This window comes from Streptomyces sp. NPDC048389 (genome assembly GCF_040706335.1).
GTDB lineage: Bacteria > Actinomycetota > Actinomycetes > Streptomycetales > Streptomycetaceae > Streptomyces.
This window is the reverse complement of sequence record NZ_JBEZKP010000030.1, coordinates 54,919-72,510: the sequence shown is the minus strand read 5'-3', so window position 1 is coordinate 72,510 and position 17,592 is coordinate 54,919. Positions and strand designations below refer to the sequence as shown.

Sequence of the window (17,592 nt, the reverse complement as noted above, 5' to 3'; positions counted from 1 at the left end):
CGGGGTGGCTCAGGTGCCCGCGAGGGGCATCGCCGCCGCGACGAGGAGGCCGCCGGCCGCCGCCTTCTCCAGCGCGTCGCGCAGCAGGTCCTCGCGCGGCTGCTGGCCGATCGAGCCCACCGGGGCGGCGTACACCAGGACGGTCTGCGTCTTGTTGACGGCGGTCCGCCAGCCCTCCGTGACCTGGAGCGGCTGGTGCGCCTGCCACCAGGCGACCGCGTTGCCGCCGCCCGTACCGGGCTGGAGGACGGCGTGCAGCTGGCCCATGGCGAGCAGCACCGACCAGCCGGGCAGCTGGGAGGGGTGCTGGTTGACATCGGTGACGGGCAGGAAGCCCTGCTCGATCAGGAGCGGCAGGAAGTCGTCGCCGCCGCTGCCGTCCGTGCCCGGGCGGGCGATCGGTGCGGTCGGCTCCACGACGAGGGCCGGGTACACGTCGCCGTCGATGAGGATGAGACCGCTGGTGACACCGAGCACGGCCTGCCGGGGAGCGGCACCCGGGATCCTCGGCTCCTCACCGGTGATGGAACGGACGGCGCCCTGCAGCTGGTCCTCCGCGACCTGCACGACCTGCGACGGGATGCAGGTGGCATGGGCGAAGGCGAGAACGGCGGTCTCGTCGCCGACGAACAGCACGGTGCTGGTCCGCTCCTGCTCGGAGTCGCCCGGGGTGCGGCAGGAGGTGCAGTCGTAGCTGCCCGGGGCGTTCAGGCCGGCGAGCAGCCGGTCGGCTTCTTCGTCGCCGATCTCGGCGCGTACGTCCTCGCTGACGTCGAGCATGCGCGGCACGGGTGGCTCCTCGGACTTGATCAGGTGTGCCGGGCGGGTCCCGGCTCGAAGGTTCAACGGGCGATGCGTCGCGGGAGTCACGCCCCCAGAGGCAACGAATCGAAGCGGACGGTGCCGCCCCGCGCCCCCTCGACGGCCGGATCAGCGGTCCCGCGCTGTGCCGTCAGCCCTTCCCGATGCCGCGCCGGGACGGCCGCAACGTGCCGCGTCCGTACGTCCGTTGCTCCTCGGCGGGACGGCCGCAACTCGGGTCGTCCCGTGCGGTGAGATGAACCACAACCGCCGCGGTGTCAGTCGATCCGTACCGCTCTCGGCAGCCGAGTAGAGTCGTGGGCAGACCTCCCGACCAGGAGGAAACCTCCCGACCAGGAGGATCGCAAGGCCACGGGGGACGCGGTACCGCATGCGCATTTCATTTCTGCTCCACAACGCCTATGGCATCGGCGGGACGATCAGGACGACGTTCAACCTCGCCCGCTCGCTCGCCGAACGGCACGACGTCGAGATCGTCTCCGTCTTCCGCCACCGCGACGAGCCGGTCATGGGCGCTCCCGCCGGCGTCACCATGAAGCATCTGGTCGACCTGCGGAAGAAGAGCCCCGGCTACGACGGGGGCGACCCGCTGGCCGAGCGGCCGGCGAAGGTCTTCCCGCGCGGGGACGGCCGGCACAAGCAGTACAGCCGGCTCACCGACGCCCGGATCGGCGCCCATCTGGGCTCCCTCGACGCCGACATGGTCATCGGTACCCGCCCGGGCCTCAACGTCCACATCGCCCGCCAGACCCGGCGGGGCGTGGTGCGGGTGGGCCAGGAGCATCTGACGCTCGACAGCCACGGATACCGGCTGCGCCGCGAGATCGCCCACCGCTACACCGTGCTCGACGCGATCACCACCGTCACGGAGGCGGACGCCCGCGCCTACCGCGAGCGGATGAAGCTGCCCGGCGTACGCATAGAGGCGGTGCCCAACAGCGTGCCGGCGCCCGCCGTCGCTCCCGCGGACGGCACGGCCAAGTGGGTCGTCGCCGCCGGTCGTCTCACTCGCGTCAAGCGGTACGACCTGCTCGTCAAGGCATTCTCCAAGGTGGTCGCCGTCCGCCCCGACTGGCGGCTGCGGATCTACGGCAGCGGGGACGCGACGGGCAACGAGAAGCAGGCGCTGAGCGCCCTCATCGACGAACGCGGACTCCGCGACCACGTCTTCCTCATGGGGCCCGCGAACCCGCTGGAGGCGGAATGGGTCAAGGGCTCGATCGCGGCCGTCACCTCCAGCCTGGAGTCCTTCGGCATGACCATCGTCGAGGCGATGCGCTGCGGACTGCCGGTCGTCTCCACCGACTGCCCGAACGGACCCCGCGAGATCATCGAGGACGGGGTCGACGGCCGGCTGGTCCCGGTCGGTGACGTCGACGCGATCGCCGACGCGCTGCTGGAGCTGATCGGCGACGACGGACTGCGGCAGCGCACCGGCCGAGCGGCACTGGCCGCCTCGGCCCGGTTCGACCCGGTCCTGATCGCCGCGCGCCACGAGGCGCTGTTCACCGAGCTGGTCGAGCGGGGCGGTGGCGGGCGCTCACGCCTCGTACTGAGCGAGGCGCTGCACCGGGGCCGCAGTGCGCTGTACGACACGGCGTACTCACTGCGCCATGCCGCCGCGGACGCGGTCCGGGGCGCGAGGAAGACGTCCCGAACCGGCTCATGACGCCCAACCCCGGCTGACCGGCCGCCGGGCGCCCTCATCGAGGACCGTAGCTGTCCTCGACCGCTGGCAGACTCCCTCCCATGGTGGAAACCTCGGCACGACTGCTGCGTCTGCTCTCCCTCCTGCAGGCGCACCGTGAATGGTCCGGCGCCGACCTGGCCGACCGGCTCGGTGTCACCGCGCGCACCGTCCGCAGGGACGTGGACCGGCTGCGCGAGCTCGGGTACCCGGTCAACGCCAGCCCGGGCACCGGCGGCGGCTACCGGCTGGGCGCGGGCGCCGAGCTGCCGCCGCTGCTCCTGGACGACGAGGAGGCCGTGGCGGTGGCCGTCGGCCTGCGCACGGCGGCGGGCCAGGGCATCGAAGGCATCGGCGAGACGTCCGTACGCGCCCTGGCCAAGCTGGAGCAGGTGCTGCCGGACCGGCTGCGGCGGCGGGTGGGCGCACTCAACTCCTTCACCGTTCCGATGCTGCGCGGACAGCAGCGTTCGACGGTGGACGCCGCTGTGCTGACACAGCTGGCGAACGCCTGCCGGGACAGCGAGCGGCTGCGTTTCGAGTACCGCGACCACGGCGGCTCGGCCACCCGCCGCACCGTCGAGCCGCATCGGCTGGTGTGCACGGAGCGCCGCTGGTACCTCGTCGCCTGGGACGTCGAGCGCGAGGGCTGGCGCACCTTCCGTGCCGACCGGGTCGTTCCCAGGCCCCCGCACGGGCCCCGCTTCGTGCCGCGCACGCCCCCTGCGGACGATCTCGCGGCCTATGTCTCCCGGGGCGTCTCCACCCATGCGTACCCGGCCCGTGCGGTCGTCAGGCTGCACACCTCCGCCGAGCGCGCGGCCGAGTTCGTCGGCCCGTCCGACGGGGTGCTGGAGGCGGTCGACGACGACCGGTGCCTGCTGCGGACCGGGGCGGCGAGCCTGGACGTACTGGTGATCCACGTGATGCTCATGGGCGTCGACTTCGAGGTCGTCGAGCCGCCGGAGCTCGCCGAGCACATCCGGGCGCTTCGCGACCGGCTGTCCCGCGCCCTGCCCGGGGAAAGCCCGTGAATCGGGTGGGTTCTGTGAAAGAACGGTGGATTCCTCGGCTTGTGTGAATTATTCCGCGAGCCGGGCCCGGTCATGAATTCGAGAAAGGTGCGGAATGCAATTCTCCTTGATGGGCCGCGGTACTCCGAATGGTGCACGAACGCCGCGGCAGAGCCCGTTCGGGTGAACGAGTTCGAACGGAACATGTGTCGATGTCCTGTGACAGAAGCGTGACCGGTGAGGTATACGGGACTGCTGGGAGCGGCCCCCGCCCCGCTTCCGTCACCGTCCGCTGCCGCCTACGGTGGGATGCATGGCACCCATACCGACCCCTCCCGTACAGCCCGACGACGCCCCGGAGTCGTACGTCGGCCTCGACGCCGCCGAAGCCGAGCAGCAGGCCCGTGAGCGGGGCTGGTCGACCGTCAGAGCGCTGCCGCCCGGCTCGATCATCACGATGGAGTACGTCGCGGGCCGGCTGAACTTCGAGGTCAAGGACGGCTCGGTCATCCGCTGCTGGAAGGGCTGAGTCCACAAGAGGCGTGCGCGCCGGCCACAGGAACGTGACGGCCGGACACACGAGCCGGCCGGAGGCACCGGAAGGCCCGGTACTCGAACGAGTACCGGGTCTTCCGGTGTCCGTCTCGCGCCCTCCGCGGAGGCCCCGCCCCCGCTCAGCCGCCCGTCAGCGGCCGCGGACGGGGAGGGCGTCTGCTCCCCGACGAGTCACCTGAGCCCGCTCCGAGCGTGCGTGCACCCGCGCCCTGTCGTGCGCGGTCGTCCTGATGGTGGCCGTCGGGCCGCTCGGGGAACCCGCCGTCGGCCGTGCGGCCGCGCTGCCGCCGGTCGTCACCGGCTCACGTCCCTGGCCGTCCGGCTGGGAGGGGTCCGCGTCGTGCCGTCGGAACGTCGCCGTCCCGAGACGCGGTCCGCCCGTCGCGACGGGCAGCGAACGCGCCGGGGCCCGGCGTGCCCGCCACTGCTCGCGCACTCCGAGGATCCATGCCTCCGCGCGGTGGATCAGCGGCTCGCACCAGGGGAGACCGAGGAGGATCAGCAGTCCCGCCGCCCAGCCGAGCAGCACATCGCTCAGCCAGTGCGTACCGAGGTACACGGTGGTCAGTCCGACACCCAGCGAGACCACGGCGGAGAGTGCCGACAGATAGCGCCGGGCCCTCGGGGTGGTGGCCAGATAGGCCAGGATTCCCCAGGTCACGACGGCGTTGGCGGTGTGTCCGGAGGGAAATATATCGCCGCCCGCGAAGAGCTCGGCGGAGCCGATCTGCGTCGCGTAGTGGGGGCCGAGCCGGCCGAGTCCGATCTTGACCGCGCCCACCGTGACGTTCAGCAGCAGCAGGGCCGCGCCGAGGACGAGCAGTGGGCGCAGGGTGTGCTGGCGCCAGGAGCGCCAGCCCAGCCATGCCGCGACCATGACGGCCGTCGGACCGCGCTGGCCGAGCACCACGAAGTAGTCGAGAAAGGCGTGCTGCTCCGGCCACTGCTCGTAGGGCCGGAAGAGCATCAGCTTCCAGTCGAGGGCCACGAGCCACGTCGACGCCAGCACGGCGACGACGATGGCCAGATAGAACGCCGACGTCCCGCCGAAGAGGGTGAGACGCGTGCGGCTCATCCGCGGGATCTCTGTCTTCGGCGGTTCCGGCTCCCGGTCCAGCCGGGCAAAGAAGTCGGTACGCACCTAATCGACGTTACAGCGAGTGAGTGTGTGGTCAGGTCGATCCACTCTCTTCGTGATGCCTATGTGATGTGGAGTTTGTCTCAGGTCCAGTTTCATTCGCGGGCCGTCAGGAAAAGCCGGTGGCCTGCTTCCCGTATTTGTCGGACGGTCCTCACGGAAGGCTTCCTTCCGCGGATCGTGAATGGTTCACCGGGATCCCGTGCGGAATTCTCGGGATGTTCAGGCGAATCAAGATCCACCACGCTCGCCCCGCCGTGGCCCGCCAAGATCGTCCACAGCCGCCCCGCCGAGTGGCGCACGCCACACCGGGCGTCCGGTCCCGTGAGAGATCGACCACGTGCGCCGCGCGCGAACTCGCGTACGCTGTCGACTCACTCGCCCGTCGACGCCGGGCCGTCAGGTCGGGGCGCCCACACCTCCGTCCAGGCCGGTCCGCCGCGTGCGAGGGACTCACCGGGAGGTACGTACATGTCCGTGACGCCCACGGCCGGCGCACGCCTGCGCTCCGTCGGCGGCGGGGCCAACCGCTGGGTCGTCCTCTTCGTCCTGTGCGTGAGCCTGCTGCTCGTAGCGCTCGACGCGACCGTGCTGCACGTCGCGGTCCCCGCCGTCACCGAGGACCTGCGCCCCAGCGGTGTCGAGCTGCTGTGGATCGTGGACGCCTATCCTCTGGTCTGCGCCGCGCTGCTGATCCTTTTCGGCACCCTCGGAGACCGGATCGGCAGACGCCGTGTGCTGCTGATCGGCTACGGCATCTTCGGCGCCGCCTCGGCGGTCGCCGCCTTCGCCCCCACCCCGGACGTGCTGATCTGCGCCCGTGCCCTGCTCGGGGTCGGCGGCGCGATGATCATGCCCGCGACGCTCTCGATCCTGCGCGCCGTCTTCCCCGACCGGCGTGAGCGCGCGACGGCGATCGGTATATGGACGGCCGTGGCCGCGGTGGGCGCCGCGATCGGCCCCGTGGTCGGCGGCTTCCTCGTCGAGAACTTCTGGTGGGGCTCCGTCTTCCTGATCAACATTCCGCTGATGGCGTTGATCGTTCCCGCGGGCCGCTGGCTGCTGCCGGAGTCCCGCGGCGGCGGGAACGGCCCGTGGGACGTCCTCGGCGCGCTGATGGCCGCGGGCGGTGTGCTCGGCGTGGTCCTGGGGGTGAAGCGGCTGGGCGCGGGCTCCGGCCTGTTCCACCCGGGTGTGGCGGGTCCGCTGCTCCTCGGCGCGGTGCTGCTGGTGCTGTTCGTGGGGCGGCAGAAGCGCCGCCCGCATCCGCTCATCGACATGAGGCTGTTCGCCAGGGCCGCCTTCTCCACCTCCGTCGGCTGCATCGTCCTCGCCATGCTGGCGCTGGTCGGCCTCGAGCTGATCGCCGTCCAGTACCTTCAGCTGGTCCTCGGACTCACCCCGCTGGAGACCGGTCTGCGGCTGCTGCCCCTGACCTTCGCCGCCATGGCCGCCGGCGCCACCGGCTCTCACACCCTGAACCGCCTCGGCCCCCGCCGGATGGTCGGCTGGGGGTTCGTGCTGACCGCCGCCGCCGTCCTGCTGCTGACCGTGATGGGCCAGCACGACCGCCCCTTGCTGCTGACCACGGCGTTCGTCCTGCTCGGCTTCGGGCTGCAGACGACGCTGTTCGGCGCGTACGAGTCGATGCTCAGCGAGGCCCCCGCCGAGCAGGCGGGTGGAGCCGCCGCGATCGGCGAGACCTCGTACCAGCTCGGCGCCGGCATGGGCATCGCCCTCCTCGGCAGTGTGATGAACGCTGCGTACGCCCCCGCGCTGTCGTCCGTGAACGGGGTCCCGCAGTCCGCGAGCTCGGCCGCCGCCCGTTCGCTGGGCGAGGCGTATCAGGTCGCCGAGCGGCTCGGCGGCCCGGCGGGTGAGGTGCTGCGGTCCACCGCTCGCAACTCCTTCGTGCACGGTCTCCACATCACGCTGCTGGTCAGTGCGGGACTGCTGCTCCTCGGTGCGGCAGCGGCGCTGTGGCTGCCGAGGGCCATGGAGTGCGGCACGGTGGACACCTGCCGGAAGCCGGGGCAGGCGGATCCGGCGGCCATCCCGGCGAGCCGCGAGAACAAGGAGCCGGGGGAGCGGGGGAGCGATGCCTCCGGCGCCCGGAACTCCGTCGGCGCGGAGCAGCGCCACCGGGCCGGCGTGCCGGCCGGCCGCAGGCCGGCTGCCGCCGAGACGGCGGGGTCTGGACGCACGGCACACTGAGTCGTAACGTCTGGCGAGGCCCTTTGGCTAGCACTGCTAGTTTCCGGGTCGAGCCGTCCGCAACCCTCCCGCCGGCCCGCCGGCCGCGGGAATGCCCAGTGTGAGAGCCGCCGGAGGTCACGCCATGTCCAGAGCCTCGAAGCTTCCGTCCTTCGACCCCGGCGACCCGCTCGGCATCGACGACCTCCTCAGCCCCGAGGACCTCGCCGTCCGCGACACGGTCCGCACCTGGGCCGCCGATCGCGTCCTGCCGCACATCGCCGACTGGTACGAGCGCGGCGAGCTCCCCGGCATCCGCGACCTGGCCCGCGAGCTCGGCTCCATCGGCGCACTCGGCATGTCGCTCGACGGCTACGGCTGCGCCGGCGCCACCGCGGTCCAGTACGGGCTGGCCTGCCTCGAACTGGAGGCCGCAGACTCCGGCATCCGCTCGCTCGTCTCCGTCCAGGGTTCCCTCGCCATGTACGCCATCCACCGCTTCGGCTCCCAGGAGCAGAAGCAGCGGTGGCTGCCCGGCATGGCCGCCGGCGAGATCATCGGCTGCTTCGGCCTGACCGAGCCCGACCACGGCTCCGACCCGGCCGGTATGCGCACCTACGCCAAGCGCGACGGCGGCGACTGGGTGCTCACCGGCCGGAAGATGTGGATCACCAACGGCTCCGTGGCGGGCGTCGCCGTGGTCTGGGCGCAGACCGACGACGGCATCCGCGGTTTCGTCGTGCCCACCGACGCCCCCGGCTTCTCGGCGCCCGAGATCAAGCACAAGTGGTCGCTGCGGGCATCGGTCACCAGCGAACTCGTGATGGACGAGGTGCGACTGCCCGCCGACGCGGTGCTCCCGGACGTCACCGGCCTGCGCGGCCCGCTCAGCTGCCTGAGCCACGCCCGCTACGGAATCGTCTGGGGCTCGATGGGCGCCGCGCGCTCCAGCTTCGAGGCGGCCGTCTCGTACGCGCAGACGCGGGAGCAGTTCGGCCGGCCGATCGGCGGCTTCCAGCTCACCCAGGCCAAGCTGGCGGACATGGCCGTCGAACTGCACAAGGGGATCCTGCTCGCCCACCACCTCGGCAGGCGGATGGACGCGGGGAAGCTGCGGCCCGAGCAGGTCAGCTTCGGAAAGCTCAACAACGTGCGCGAGGCGATCGAGATCTGCCGTACCTCACGCACGATTCTGGGGGCGAACGGCATCTCGCTCGAGTATCCCGTGATGCGACACGCGACCAACCTCGAGTCGGTCCTCACCTACGAGGGCACCGTCGAGATGCATCAACTCGTGCTGGGCAAGGCGCTCACCGGCCTCGACGCGTTCCGGTAGATCCGGTGAGGTCCGGCCGCGGCGGCCGGTGGGCTTGACCGGCGACCGCGGGGAGACGGCGGCGCGTGCTCAGCTCTGGTTGAAGAACCCGTCCTGGGCACGGCCCGCCGGGTCCCCGCTGACGATCTCGGTGTCGGCCGGGGTCAGCAGGAACACCCGCGTCGCGACGCGCTCGATCGAGCCGCGCAGCCCGAAGGCGAGACCCGCGGCGAAGTCCACGACCCGCTTGGCGTCGCCGGGCTCCATCGACGTGAGGTTCACGATGACGGGGACGCCCGAACGGAACAGCTCGCCGATCCCGCGGGCGTCCCGGAAGCCGTCCGGGGAGACCGTCGCGATGCGACGGCCCTCCTGCTGCGCGGACTCGGAGGCGACCCGCACACGGGGGTCGGTGACCCACGCGTCACTCGTCTCAGCACCCTCGGCGTAGTCGTCGTCGTAGTAACGCCCGTCGTCCTCGACGAGTCCGAGCCAGGCGCTCGCCTTACGCACCGATCCCATGGACGCCTCCTTTCATCGCGGTCACTTGTGGTTCCGCATATCCCCTATCGTCGTCCATGATGCGGATCGGGCGCCAAGTGGATAGTCGCCGCGCAGGGGATTCGTGACGGTACTGGTGCAGAAGATGTGGCGATTCGTCAAGGTCCGCCCGCCACAGGGGGCGTGAAGGGATGAAAATATAAAAGTCGGGCCGGACGGGTGACCTTCGGCACGTACGGGTGAACGACCGCATCGATCCGATGCCCACCGCACATCTCAGCGACTCGCGGGGGGCCGTCGTGTTCGGAATCGTCAGACCGTGCTCACATCGGCTCACCGACGGGCTGAAGACCGAGTGGATGGCCCATCTGTGCGGACTCTGTCTGGTACTTCGGGCCGACCACGGGCAGTTCGCCCGCCTCGTCACCAACTACGACGGCCTGATCGTCTCGGTCCTGACGGAGGCTCAGGCCGAACGCACCCCCGCACAGCGGCGCACCGCCGGGCCCTGCCCGCTGCGCGCCATGCGCACCGCGCCCGTCGCCCGCGGCGAAGGCGCGCGGCTGGCCGCCGCGGTCTCCCTGGTCCTCGCGTCGGCCAAGGTGCGGGACCACGTCACCGACGGCGACGGCGTGTTGGCCCGCAGGCCGGTGGCCGCCGCGGCCCGCCGGGTCTCCGCCGGCTGGGGCCGGGCGGGCGCACGCGCCGGGGCCGCTCTCGGCTTCGACACCGCGGTGCTGCTCGACGCGGTCGACCGGCAGGCCGGTATCGAGGCGTCGGCCGGACCGGGCAGCTCCGTCCTTACCGTCACGGAACCGACCGAGACCGCCACGGCTGCCGCCTTCGGCCACACCGCCGTGCTCGCCGGCCGGCCGGAGAACGTCGCGCCGCTCGCCGAGGCCGGCCGGTTCTTCGGCAGGCCGGCGCATCTACTGGACGCCGTGGAGGACCAGCGGGCCGACGCCGCGACGGGTGCGTGGAACCCCCTCACGGCCACCGGCACCCCGCTCGCCGAGGCCCGCCGCCTCGCCGATGACGCGCTGCGCGGCATCCGCCTGGCGCTGCGCGACGCGCACTTCACCGACGACAGACTGGTGCACGTGCTCCTCGCCCACGAGCTGCGCACCTCGGTGGACCGTGCCTTCGGCACGACGACGTGCGCACACCAGGGCTACGGGGGAACACAGCCGCCTTTGCACGGGAACCCGTACCAGGGCGGCGGTACCCGGGGGCCGTACGGCGGGAACCCGTACATGAGCGGCCCTCATGGCGGCGGCCCCGGCGGAACGCCCCCGCGGCCGGGAGACCGCCAGGGTCCGCAGCGGCCGCCGCGCCGCGGGTTCTGGGCCGGCTGCGCGGTCTTCGTGGGCCTGTGCTGCACCTGCCGGCTGTGCTGCGCCAAGGAGTACGAGGGACCGTGGTCGCGCAAGAAGCGTGAGGGCTGCTGCCGGGACTGCGACTGCCCGGACTGCTCCTGCGACTGCTGACACCGCGTCAGCGAACTGAGGGGCCGCGCGTCCGGTCCGGAGGGCGGGCAGGCGGCCCGTCAGCCGGGTCGCGGCGGAGTGCGTCCGCCGTCCGGCCCCGCAGGCGAGCGGTTCCCTGCCGTCGGCCGGGCGGGGGCTGCGGCCGTGCGGGGGCGGAGCGGGCCCGGCGGCCTGCCGCCGTCTCGGCGTCGCACGGTTCGCTGCCGTCGCCGGTACGTACTGGCCCACGGACCACTTGGAGGGGCGAATTCCGGCCGTCCGGTGGATGCGGGCGGTGACGACGTGGCGCTCGGCGCCGGTGGTGAGGGGCCTGCGGTGACGACGTGGCGCTCGGCGCCGGTGGTGAGGGGCCTGCGGGGCGCGGACGGGGTGAGGCCCGGTGGTGAGGGGCCTGCGGTGGCGTGGACGGGTGAGGCCCGGTGGTGAGGCCCGGGCTCGTCGGCGCCGAGGTCGTGCCGTGCGGCCCGCGGTGGGTGCGCTCGCCGGCCGCCTCGTCCCTTACGAGGTGACCGTGGCATCGGGGTGGAGCATGCGGCCGGACGTGATCGGCAATCAGGGGCTGTGCAGCGAGGCCGTGTTCACCACGATCCGCCCTTGCCGGTTCGGCAGGTGGGCGGAACCTCATGACGGCCTGACACGTCCCAGGTGCGACAGCCCGGGTCGCCACGGACCCGGCACAGCCCCGGCGGGCACGAGCAGCCGGGGCCCTTCGCGGTGCGTGTGCATCGCGGCCGAAAGGCACCCTTGCGGGGTTGGTTGACGCCGCGAATACTCCCGAACAGCGCTTGCCAGGAGCACGGCCTGTCCGATATCCGGGCGACCCGGATGCCGGACGCCGGGAGTGCTCACGGCCGCGCCTCACAGGCCCAGACCCCCACGGACGGGCCGTCCACCCCTCGGGAGGAAAGACAAGTGAGGATCAGGCGCACCATCCCCCGCACCCGCACCGCCAGACGCACCCGTCTGATCGCGATAGCCACCGGCCTGACGGCTGCCGCAGCCCTGGCCGTCCCCACCGCCAACGCCCATGAGGCACAGACCTTCAGCACCCGGCAGCTCGCCGCAGTGGGCGAAGCCGTCCTCGAAGCGGACGTGGCGGGCACCGCCTGGCACGTCGACCAGGACACCGGCACACTCGTCGTCACGGCCGACAGCACCGTCTCGAAGGCCGAACTGGCCAAGATCAGGCGCGAGGCCGGAGCCAACGCCGGCGCCCTGCGCGTCGAACGCACCCCCGGCACCTTCTCCAAGCTCATCTCCGGCGGCGACGCGATCTACGCGTCCGCAGGCTGGCGCTGCTCCCTGGGCTTCAACGTCCGCAGCGGCAGCACCTACTACTTCCTGACCGCCGGTCACTGCACCGACGGCGCGGGCACCTGGTACACCAACTCCTCGCACTCCACGCCCATCGGGCCCACCGCCGGCTCCAGCTTCCCGGGCAACGACTACGGCATCGTCCGCTACTCCAACACCTCGCTGTCCCACCCCGGCACCGTCGGCAACCGGGACATCACCGGAGCGGCCGACGCCACCATCGGCATGTCCGTGACCCGCAGCGGCTCCACCACGGGCACCCACAGCGGTACGGTCACCGGCCTCAACGCCACCGTCAACTACGGCGGCGGTGACATCGTGCGCGGTCTGATCCGTACCAACGTGTGCGCGGAGCCCGGCGACAGCGGCGGCCCGCTCTACTCGGGCAGCCAGGCCATCGGCCTCACCTCCGGCGGCAGCGGAAACTGCCGGACCGGCGGGACGACGTTCTTCCAGCCGGTGGTCGAAGCGCTCAACCGGTACGGAGTGAGCGTCTACTGACGCTCACCGTCAGGCGGCAACCGACAACATCGAGCCCCTGTCCTCCACCAGGACGGGGGCTCGACGTCCCGCCCCTTTTTTCGGAGGATGTCAGGACGGCCGGGGGCGGCCAGTGACGGGGGTTGCGGCGCGAAGTGAAACGCATCGGAGTGACCGGCCACCGGGGCATCCCGCCGGAGGCGCTGGACCATGTCGGGGCCGGGTTGCGTGCGGTGCTCTGCGGGCATCGGGGCTCGTTGGAGGCACTGTCGAGCCTTGCCGTGGGAGCCGACCAGATGTTCGCGGACATCGCCCTGGACTGCGGCGCCGAACTGACCGCCGTCATCCCCAGCGGCGACTACGAGCAGGGCTTCACGGCCCCGGAGGAGCTCGCCCGGTACCGGCGGCTGAGGAGCCTGGCCACGCGGGAGGTGAGACTCGCCTTCCCGTTCTCGACCGACGAGGCGTACTTCGCGGCCGGTGCCTACATCGCCGACCACTGCGACCGGTTGCTCGCCGTCTGGGACGGCCTCCCGGCGCGGGGCCACGGCGGCACGGGCGACATCGTGCGCTACGCCCGCGACCTGGGGAAGCCGGTGACGGTCATCTGGCGCGAGGGGCTGAAACGCGACTGAGCGCCCGCCCGCCGACCGGCGCCCGCACCCCCTGCGTCAACTGCGGTGCCTCACCAGCCAGTCCGTGTGCTGGGGCGAGACGATGCGCTCGGTCTCGTAGACCGCGGACGGCCACTGGGCGTCGGTGACCGTCGTCTCCATGGCGGTGTGCATGGCCGCCAGGTCCTCCTCGACGAGCGAGTGGGCGGCTATCAGCGGCTGATGGCGGCGGATCTCGCTCCACGCCAGGCAGGCGGCGGCCGCTGCGGACAGCACGCCCTGCACCTGGAAGGAGTCCGCCACGGAGAAGGTGCGCAGTGTGGCGAAGAACAGGGCGAAGAGCGTGAGCAGTGCGATCGAGGCGGACCAGAGCGCGGTCGCGCGGCGGGACACCTCCGTACGCCGGTGGTACCAGTTGCGCTGCTCGATCAGCCGGTCCCTGACGTAGGTCTCCTTGCGGACGCTGAAGGGTTTGGCCCGCAGCCGGCGCATCGGAGTGGTGATCAGGTCGCCGGTCGCGGTGTCGCCGTCCTCGGTACGGGGATCCTCCCAGCCGACTTTGGCCAACTCCCGTAAGCCTTCCTCCAGACGAGCGGTGAACAGATCATCGGCCGCGGCTTCCTGGAGACGTGAGTCGAAGGGCGCGCCGTGGACCGCGTAGCGCCAGCAGAGGGACTTGATGAACTCGGCCGCAGAGCGGTTGAGTTGCCAATGCGACTTTGCTCTGTGGCGGGTGGCGCGGTACCCCAGCACCAGTACGCCCGCGTACGCCAAAGCACTGAGAAACGCAGGGATCTGGAAGGAGTCACCGAGCCTCAGTGAAGTGGGCAGGGCGGCCAGGGCGGCTCCGGCGACCAGCAGCAGGAGCCGGTACCGGGTGCCGGCGACGGCCTCGCGCTGGCGGGCGACGGCGACGGCATCCGTGCGGTGGTAGAGAACCGGTAGATCATTATTGTGGAGAACCATGCTCTGCAAAGGGCTCGAAAGCTCGCTCATGCATACCCCCGTCTGCGGTTCTGGCATCACTCTTTAGGCGGAATCGCTTGTTCCCCGTGGTGCTGCGAGAATGTGCTGAAACTCTTTTCACAGCTTGTTCCCGTGCTGAGTTGCTGCGAGTGGCCATGAGGGTAAAGTCGTGCCGCCGGCATCGCAACGGTGCGTGGTATCCCCGCCGAGTACAGCATTGAGCTGAACACAACATCAAGGACGGCCCCCAATGACCCTCCACTCCTCCCCCTCATTCGCCGCTGCGAAGAAGAATCGAGTTCCGCTGGCGCAGATCGACGTGCGCGGTGACGACGCCTCTCGCAAGCTCGCCCGCGTACTGCCCGCTTCGGAGGAGCGCATCGTGCGAGCCACCACGTTCAACTCGGCGCTCTGAAGCGACTTCAGAGGGCTTCTCACCAGCCCTAGACTGGTGGAATGACAGGGCCCCGACTGGTCCCCTTCCAGCAGATCGTTGTGAAGGTCCACAGCAGGTGCGATCTTGCCTGCGATCACTGCTACATCTACGAACACGCTGATCAGAGCTGGCGTACCCGCCCGAAGGCAATCTCTGACGAAGCGATTTCCTGGACAGCTCTGCGACTGGCCGAGCATGCCAAGAGCCATGCCCTGCCCTCCGTGTCAGTGATCCTGCACGGAGGGGAGCCTCTGCTGGCGGGCCCCGCTCGTCTGCGCCGTGTCTGCGAGGAGCTCACCGCAGCCCTCGACAATGTCGCCGCGCTCGACTTGAGGATCCATACCAACGGAATTCAGCTGAGCCGTCGCCATCTCGATCTGTTCGACGAATTCGACGTCCGGGTCGGCATCTCCCTCGACGGCGACCGCAGCGCCAACGACCGCCACCGCCGCTACGCGGACGGCCGCACCAGCCATCCGCTCGTCCTGCGGGCCGTCGACCTCCTGCGTCAGGAGCGCTACCGCCACCTCTATCTGGGCCTGCTGTGCACCATCGACGTGGCCAACGACCCGGTCGCCGTGTACGACGCCCTCGCCGAGCTGGAGCCCCCACGGATCGACTTCCTGCTGCCGCACGCCACCTGGGACGACCCGCCGGTCCGGCCGGCCGCAGCGCCCACTGCCTACGCCGACTGGATCCTCGCCGTCTTCGACCGCTGGGACGCCCGCGGCAGGCCTGTGCCGGTGCGGCTGTTCGACTCCGTGTTCTCCACCCTGGCCGGCGGCCCCAGCCTCACCGAGTCCCTCGGGCTGGCCCCCTCCGACCTCGTCGTCGTCGAGACCGACGGCACCCTGGAGCAGGTGGACTCGCTGAAGAGCGCCTACGAGGGCGCGGCCGCCACCGGCTTCGACGTCCTGCGCCACTCCTTCGACGAGGTGGCCCGCCACCCCGGCGTCATGGCCCGCCAACTGGGGCTGGAGGGCGTCAGCCCCACCTGCCGCCAGTGCCCGGTCGTCCGGTCCTGCGGCGGCGGGCTCTACACCCACCGGTACGCGACCGGCTCCGGCTTCGACAACACCTCGGTGTACTGCGACGACCTCAAGGCGCTGATCCTCGGTATCGAGCGGCGCACGGCGCACGCCGCCGCCTCCCCGGCCGTCACCGACCCGGAGGCGCTGCTCATCCTCCAGCAGGACCTCACCCGCTACGCCCTCGCCGGGCTCAACGAGGAACTCGACGGCCGCGGGGGCGAACGGTGGTCGGTCGCCTGGGAGCTGGCCTCCGCGATCGACGAGACCTCACTCGGCCTGGACGAGATCTACGCCCACCCGTACACCCGCACCTGGCTCCACGCCTGCCTGGAGGCGCTGCGGGGACAGCGCCCCGGCGCCGTCCCGCTCGCTCTGCGCCTGGAGTCGTATGTGGCCGCCGCTGCCGTGCGGAGCGGGCTCGGCGTCTCCGTACGGGTCCGCTGCCCCACCGGCACGCTCTTCCTGCCCACCCTGGGCGAACTGCGGGTGTCCGACGACGGCGGGCCGTGCGAGGCGGAGGTGGGCGGCACCCCGGACCGGCTGGTCGTCCGTGTCCCGGGGCGCGGGACGTTACGCGTCCATCCGGATGAGCCCGGGGCCGGCTGGCGGCCCCTGCACCGGCCCGTACTCGACGGCTGGCCCCAGCTCGTGCTCGACGACCTCGACCCGTACCGGGACTGCTTCGGCGAGCCGGTGCGCCCCGCAGGGGACACCGGGTCGCTCGCGGCCGCCTGGGCCGTACTGCGGGAAACCGCGCCCGGACGGGCCGCCGTACTCGCGAACTCCCTCACCACCCTGACGCCCCTGCAAGGCACCGGGGCCGCTGTCGGGCGGCACGCCTACGGCGCGCTCGGCCTCGGCCTGCACGGCCCGCCCTTTGAACTGGCGGCCGCCCTGCTGCGGGGCTTCGCCCGGGCCGAACTCCGCGCCGTCGGCGAAGTCACGGACCTCCTCGCGGAGGACGGCGCCTGGCTGCACCCCGCCCCCTGGCAGGACGAACCGCTGCCCGCCTCGCGGCTGCTGGCCGGGGCGTACGAACGTGTCGTGCTCGCCCCCCTCGATCCGGCGGCCGCCGCACACGCCCTCCTCGCCCTCAAGACCCTGCGGGACGCGCCGGAACCCACCCTCAGCGGCAAGCGCCTGATCGCAGCCCTGTACGCGGAGGCGGCCGGTGGGTGAAGCGCCGGGTGACCGCGATCTTGTCGAGGCGCTGCGGACCCTGGGGGTGCGCAGCGGTATGACCCTGCTCGTCCACGCGTCGCTGCACGCCACCGGACTCGGCGCACGGTCGGTGCGCGATGCGCTGCTGGAGATCCTCGGCCCCGACGGCACGCTGGTGGTACCGGCCTTCACCGAGGAGAACTCCGACACCTCCTTCGCGTATCAGGCCCGGGTGCGCGGACTGACACCCGAGCAGGCGGCGGCCTTCCGGGCGGACATGCCGGCCTTCGACCCGGCCGCCACGCCCAGTCAGGGGATGGGCCGGCTGGCCGAGTCCGTACGGACCGCGCCGGGAGCCCGGCGCAGCGCGCATCCGCAGACGTCGTTCGCGGCGATCGGCCGGCGGGCGGCCGAACTGCTCGCGGACCACCCTCTGGACTGCCATCTCGGCGAACGCTCACCGCTCGGCGCGCTCTACCGTGCCGGGGCCCAGGTGCTGATGATCAATGTGGGCTTCGCCAAATGCACCGCGTTCCATCTTGCCGAGTACCGGGTCGCATCCGCGCTGCGGACCTACCGTTGTGTGGTGAGGGGGGCGGAGGGCGGTTCCGAATGGACCGAGTACACGGACGTGGTGCTGGACGACAGTGATTTCGAGGCGGTCGGTGCTGCCTTTTCCCGCGAGGTGGAACGAAGCGGACAACTCGGTGGAAGAACCGCAAGACTCTTCTCGATCAGGAAAGCGGTCGACCACGCGAAGGGTTGGATGACCGAAAAGCGGTGATGATTGACCGAACGGCGGGGGGATGGAGCATGGCACGCTCCGGAATGATTAATTCGCTCGCGTCTTTCACTGATGCCGGGTGTCAGGCCGGGTGT

15 protein-coding genes are annotated in these 17,592 nt (G+C 71.4%); 11 read left to right on the top strand and 4 right to left on the bottom strand.

The genetic code is table 11. From position 1 onward, the window contains the following. Window positions 1-9: 9 nt before the first annotated feature. Window positions 10-789, bottom strand: coding sequence for a hypothetical protein (locus AB0903_RS21065; RefSeq protein ID WP_366704916.1), 780 nt, complete (start codon window positions 787-789; stop codon window positions 10-12). Window positions 790-1,192: 403 nt separating this feature from the next. On the opposite strand from AB0903_RS21065, the gene AB0903_RS21060 reads away from it, so the two are divergent. The 3 genes from AB0903_RS21060 to AB0903_RS21050 all read left to right on the top strand — a co-directional run bounded on the left by AB0903_RS21060 (window position 1,193) and on the right by AB0903_RS21050 (window position 4,051). Next, window positions 1,193-2,491, top strand: a complete 1,299-nt coding sequence (locus AB0903_RS21060; RefSeq protein WP_366704914.1) for a glycosyltransferase family 4 protein — start codon at window positions 1,193-1,195, stop codon at window positions 2,489-2,491. Window positions 2,492-2,571: 80 nt separating this feature from the next. Then, a complete protein-coding gene (locus AB0903_RS21055; protein WP_366704912.1) occupies window positions 2,572-3,543 on the top strand; it encodes a YafY family protein in 972 nt (323 codons plus the stop codon). 292 nt (window positions 3,544-3,835) lie between these two features. Further along, complete coding sequence (locus tag AB0903_RS21050) at window positions 3,836-4,051, top strand: I78 family peptidase inhibitor (RefSeq protein ID WP_366704910.1); 216 nt, start codon at window positions 3,836-3,838, stop codon at window positions 4,049-4,051. A 156-nt stretch (window positions 4,052-4,207) separates the two neighbouring features. Here AB0903_RS21050 and AB0903_RS21045 read toward each other — a convergent pair whose 3' ends face one another. Beyond that, window positions 4,208-5,218 carry a phosphatase PAP2 family protein gene (locus tag AB0903_RS21045; RefSeq protein ID WP_366704908.1) on the bottom strand — a complete coding sequence of 337 codons (1,011 nt, stop codon included), beginning with the start codon at window positions 5,216-5,218 and terminating at the stop codon, window positions 4,208-4,210. 468 nt (window positions 5,219-5,686) lie between these two features. Here AB0903_RS21045 and AB0903_RS21040 point away from each other — a divergent pair, with 468 nt between their 5' ends. Next, window positions 5,687-7,429: an MFS transporter gene (locus tag AB0903_RS21040; RefSeq protein ID WP_366704906.1), complete on the top strand. Its 1,743-nt coding sequence runs from the start codon at window positions 5,687-5,689 to the stop codon at window positions 7,427-7,429. 124 nt (window positions 7,430-7,553) lie between these two features. Continuing rightward, window positions 7,554-8,744, top strand: coding sequence for an acyl-CoA dehydrogenase family protein (locus AB0903_RS21035; protein ID WP_366704904.1), 1,191 nt, complete (start codon window positions 7,554-7,556; stop codon window positions 8,742-8,744). Window positions 8,745-8,813: 69 nt separating this feature from the next. Here the strand turns inward: AB0903_RS21035 and sepF are convergent, their stop codons facing one another. After that, window positions 8,814-9,245 (bottom strand): cell division protein SepF, encoded by a 432-nt coding sequence (gene sepF, locus AB0903_RS21030; RefSeq protein WP_366704902.1) that lies wholly within the window; start codon window positions 9,243-9,245, stop codon window positions 8,814-8,816. A 278-nt stretch (window positions 9,246-9,523) separates the two neighbouring features. On the opposite strand from sepF, the gene AB0903_RS21025 reads away from it, so the two are divergent. The 3 genes from AB0903_RS21025 to AB0903_RS21015 all read left to right on the top strand — a co-directional run bounded on the left by AB0903_RS21025 (window position 9,524) and on the right by AB0903_RS21015 (window position 13,140). After that, window positions 9,524-10,711 carry a DUF5685 family protein gene (locus AB0903_RS21025; protein ID WP_366704945.1) on the top strand — a complete coding sequence of 396 codons (1,188 nt, stop codon included), beginning with the start codon at window positions 9,524-9,526 and terminating at the stop codon, window positions 10,709-10,711. A 912-nt stretch (window positions 10,712-11,623) separates the two neighbouring features. After that, window positions 11,624-12,526, top strand: coding sequence for a S1 family peptidase (locus AB0903_RS21020; protein ID WP_366704900.1), 903 nt, complete (start codon window positions 11,624-11,626; stop codon window positions 12,524-12,526). 134 nt (window positions 12,527-12,660) lie between these two features. Then, window positions 12,661-13,140, top strand: coding sequence for a hypothetical protein (locus tag AB0903_RS21015; protein ID WP_366704898.1), 480 nt, complete (start codon window positions 12,661-12,663; stop codon window positions 13,138-13,140). Between the two features lie 36 nt (window positions 13,141-13,176). On the opposite strand, the gene AB0903_RS21010 is transcribed toward AB0903_RS21015, so the two are convergent. After that, entirely contained in the window at window positions 13,177-14,085 is a 909-nt protein-coding gene (locus AB0903_RS21010; RefSeq protein WP_366704943.1) for a DUF4231 domain-containing protein, read from the bottom strand. Window positions 14,086-14,335: 250 nt separating this feature from the next. On the opposite strand from AB0903_RS21010, the gene fxsA reads away from it, so the two are divergent. From fxsA to AB0903_RS20995, 3 genes are read left to right on the top strand one after another with little or no spacing between them, the layout of a single operon-like run. Beyond that, entirely contained in the window at window positions 14,336-14,500 is a 165-nt protein-coding gene (fxsA, locus tag AB0903_RS21005; RefSeq protein WP_366704896.1) for an FxSxx-COOH cyclophane-containing RiPP peptide, read from the top strand. Between the two features lie 41 nt (window positions 14,501-14,541). Next, on the top strand, window positions 14,542-16,731 hold the full coding sequence (gene fxsB, locus AB0903_RS21000; protein WP_366704894.1) for a radical SAM/SPASM protein FxsB, inactivated metallohydrolase extension form: 2,190 nt from the start codon (window positions 14,542-14,544) through the stop codon (window positions 16,729-16,731). Further along, window positions 16,724-17,497, top strand: coding sequence for an AAC(3) family N-acetyltransferase (locus tag AB0903_RS20995; RefSeq protein WP_366704892.1), 774 nt, complete (start codon window positions 16,724-16,726; stop codon window positions 17,495-17,497). Before fxsB ends, AB0903_RS20995 begins: the two co-directional genes overlap by 8 nt. Window positions 17,498-17,592 lie beyond the last annotated feature (95 nt).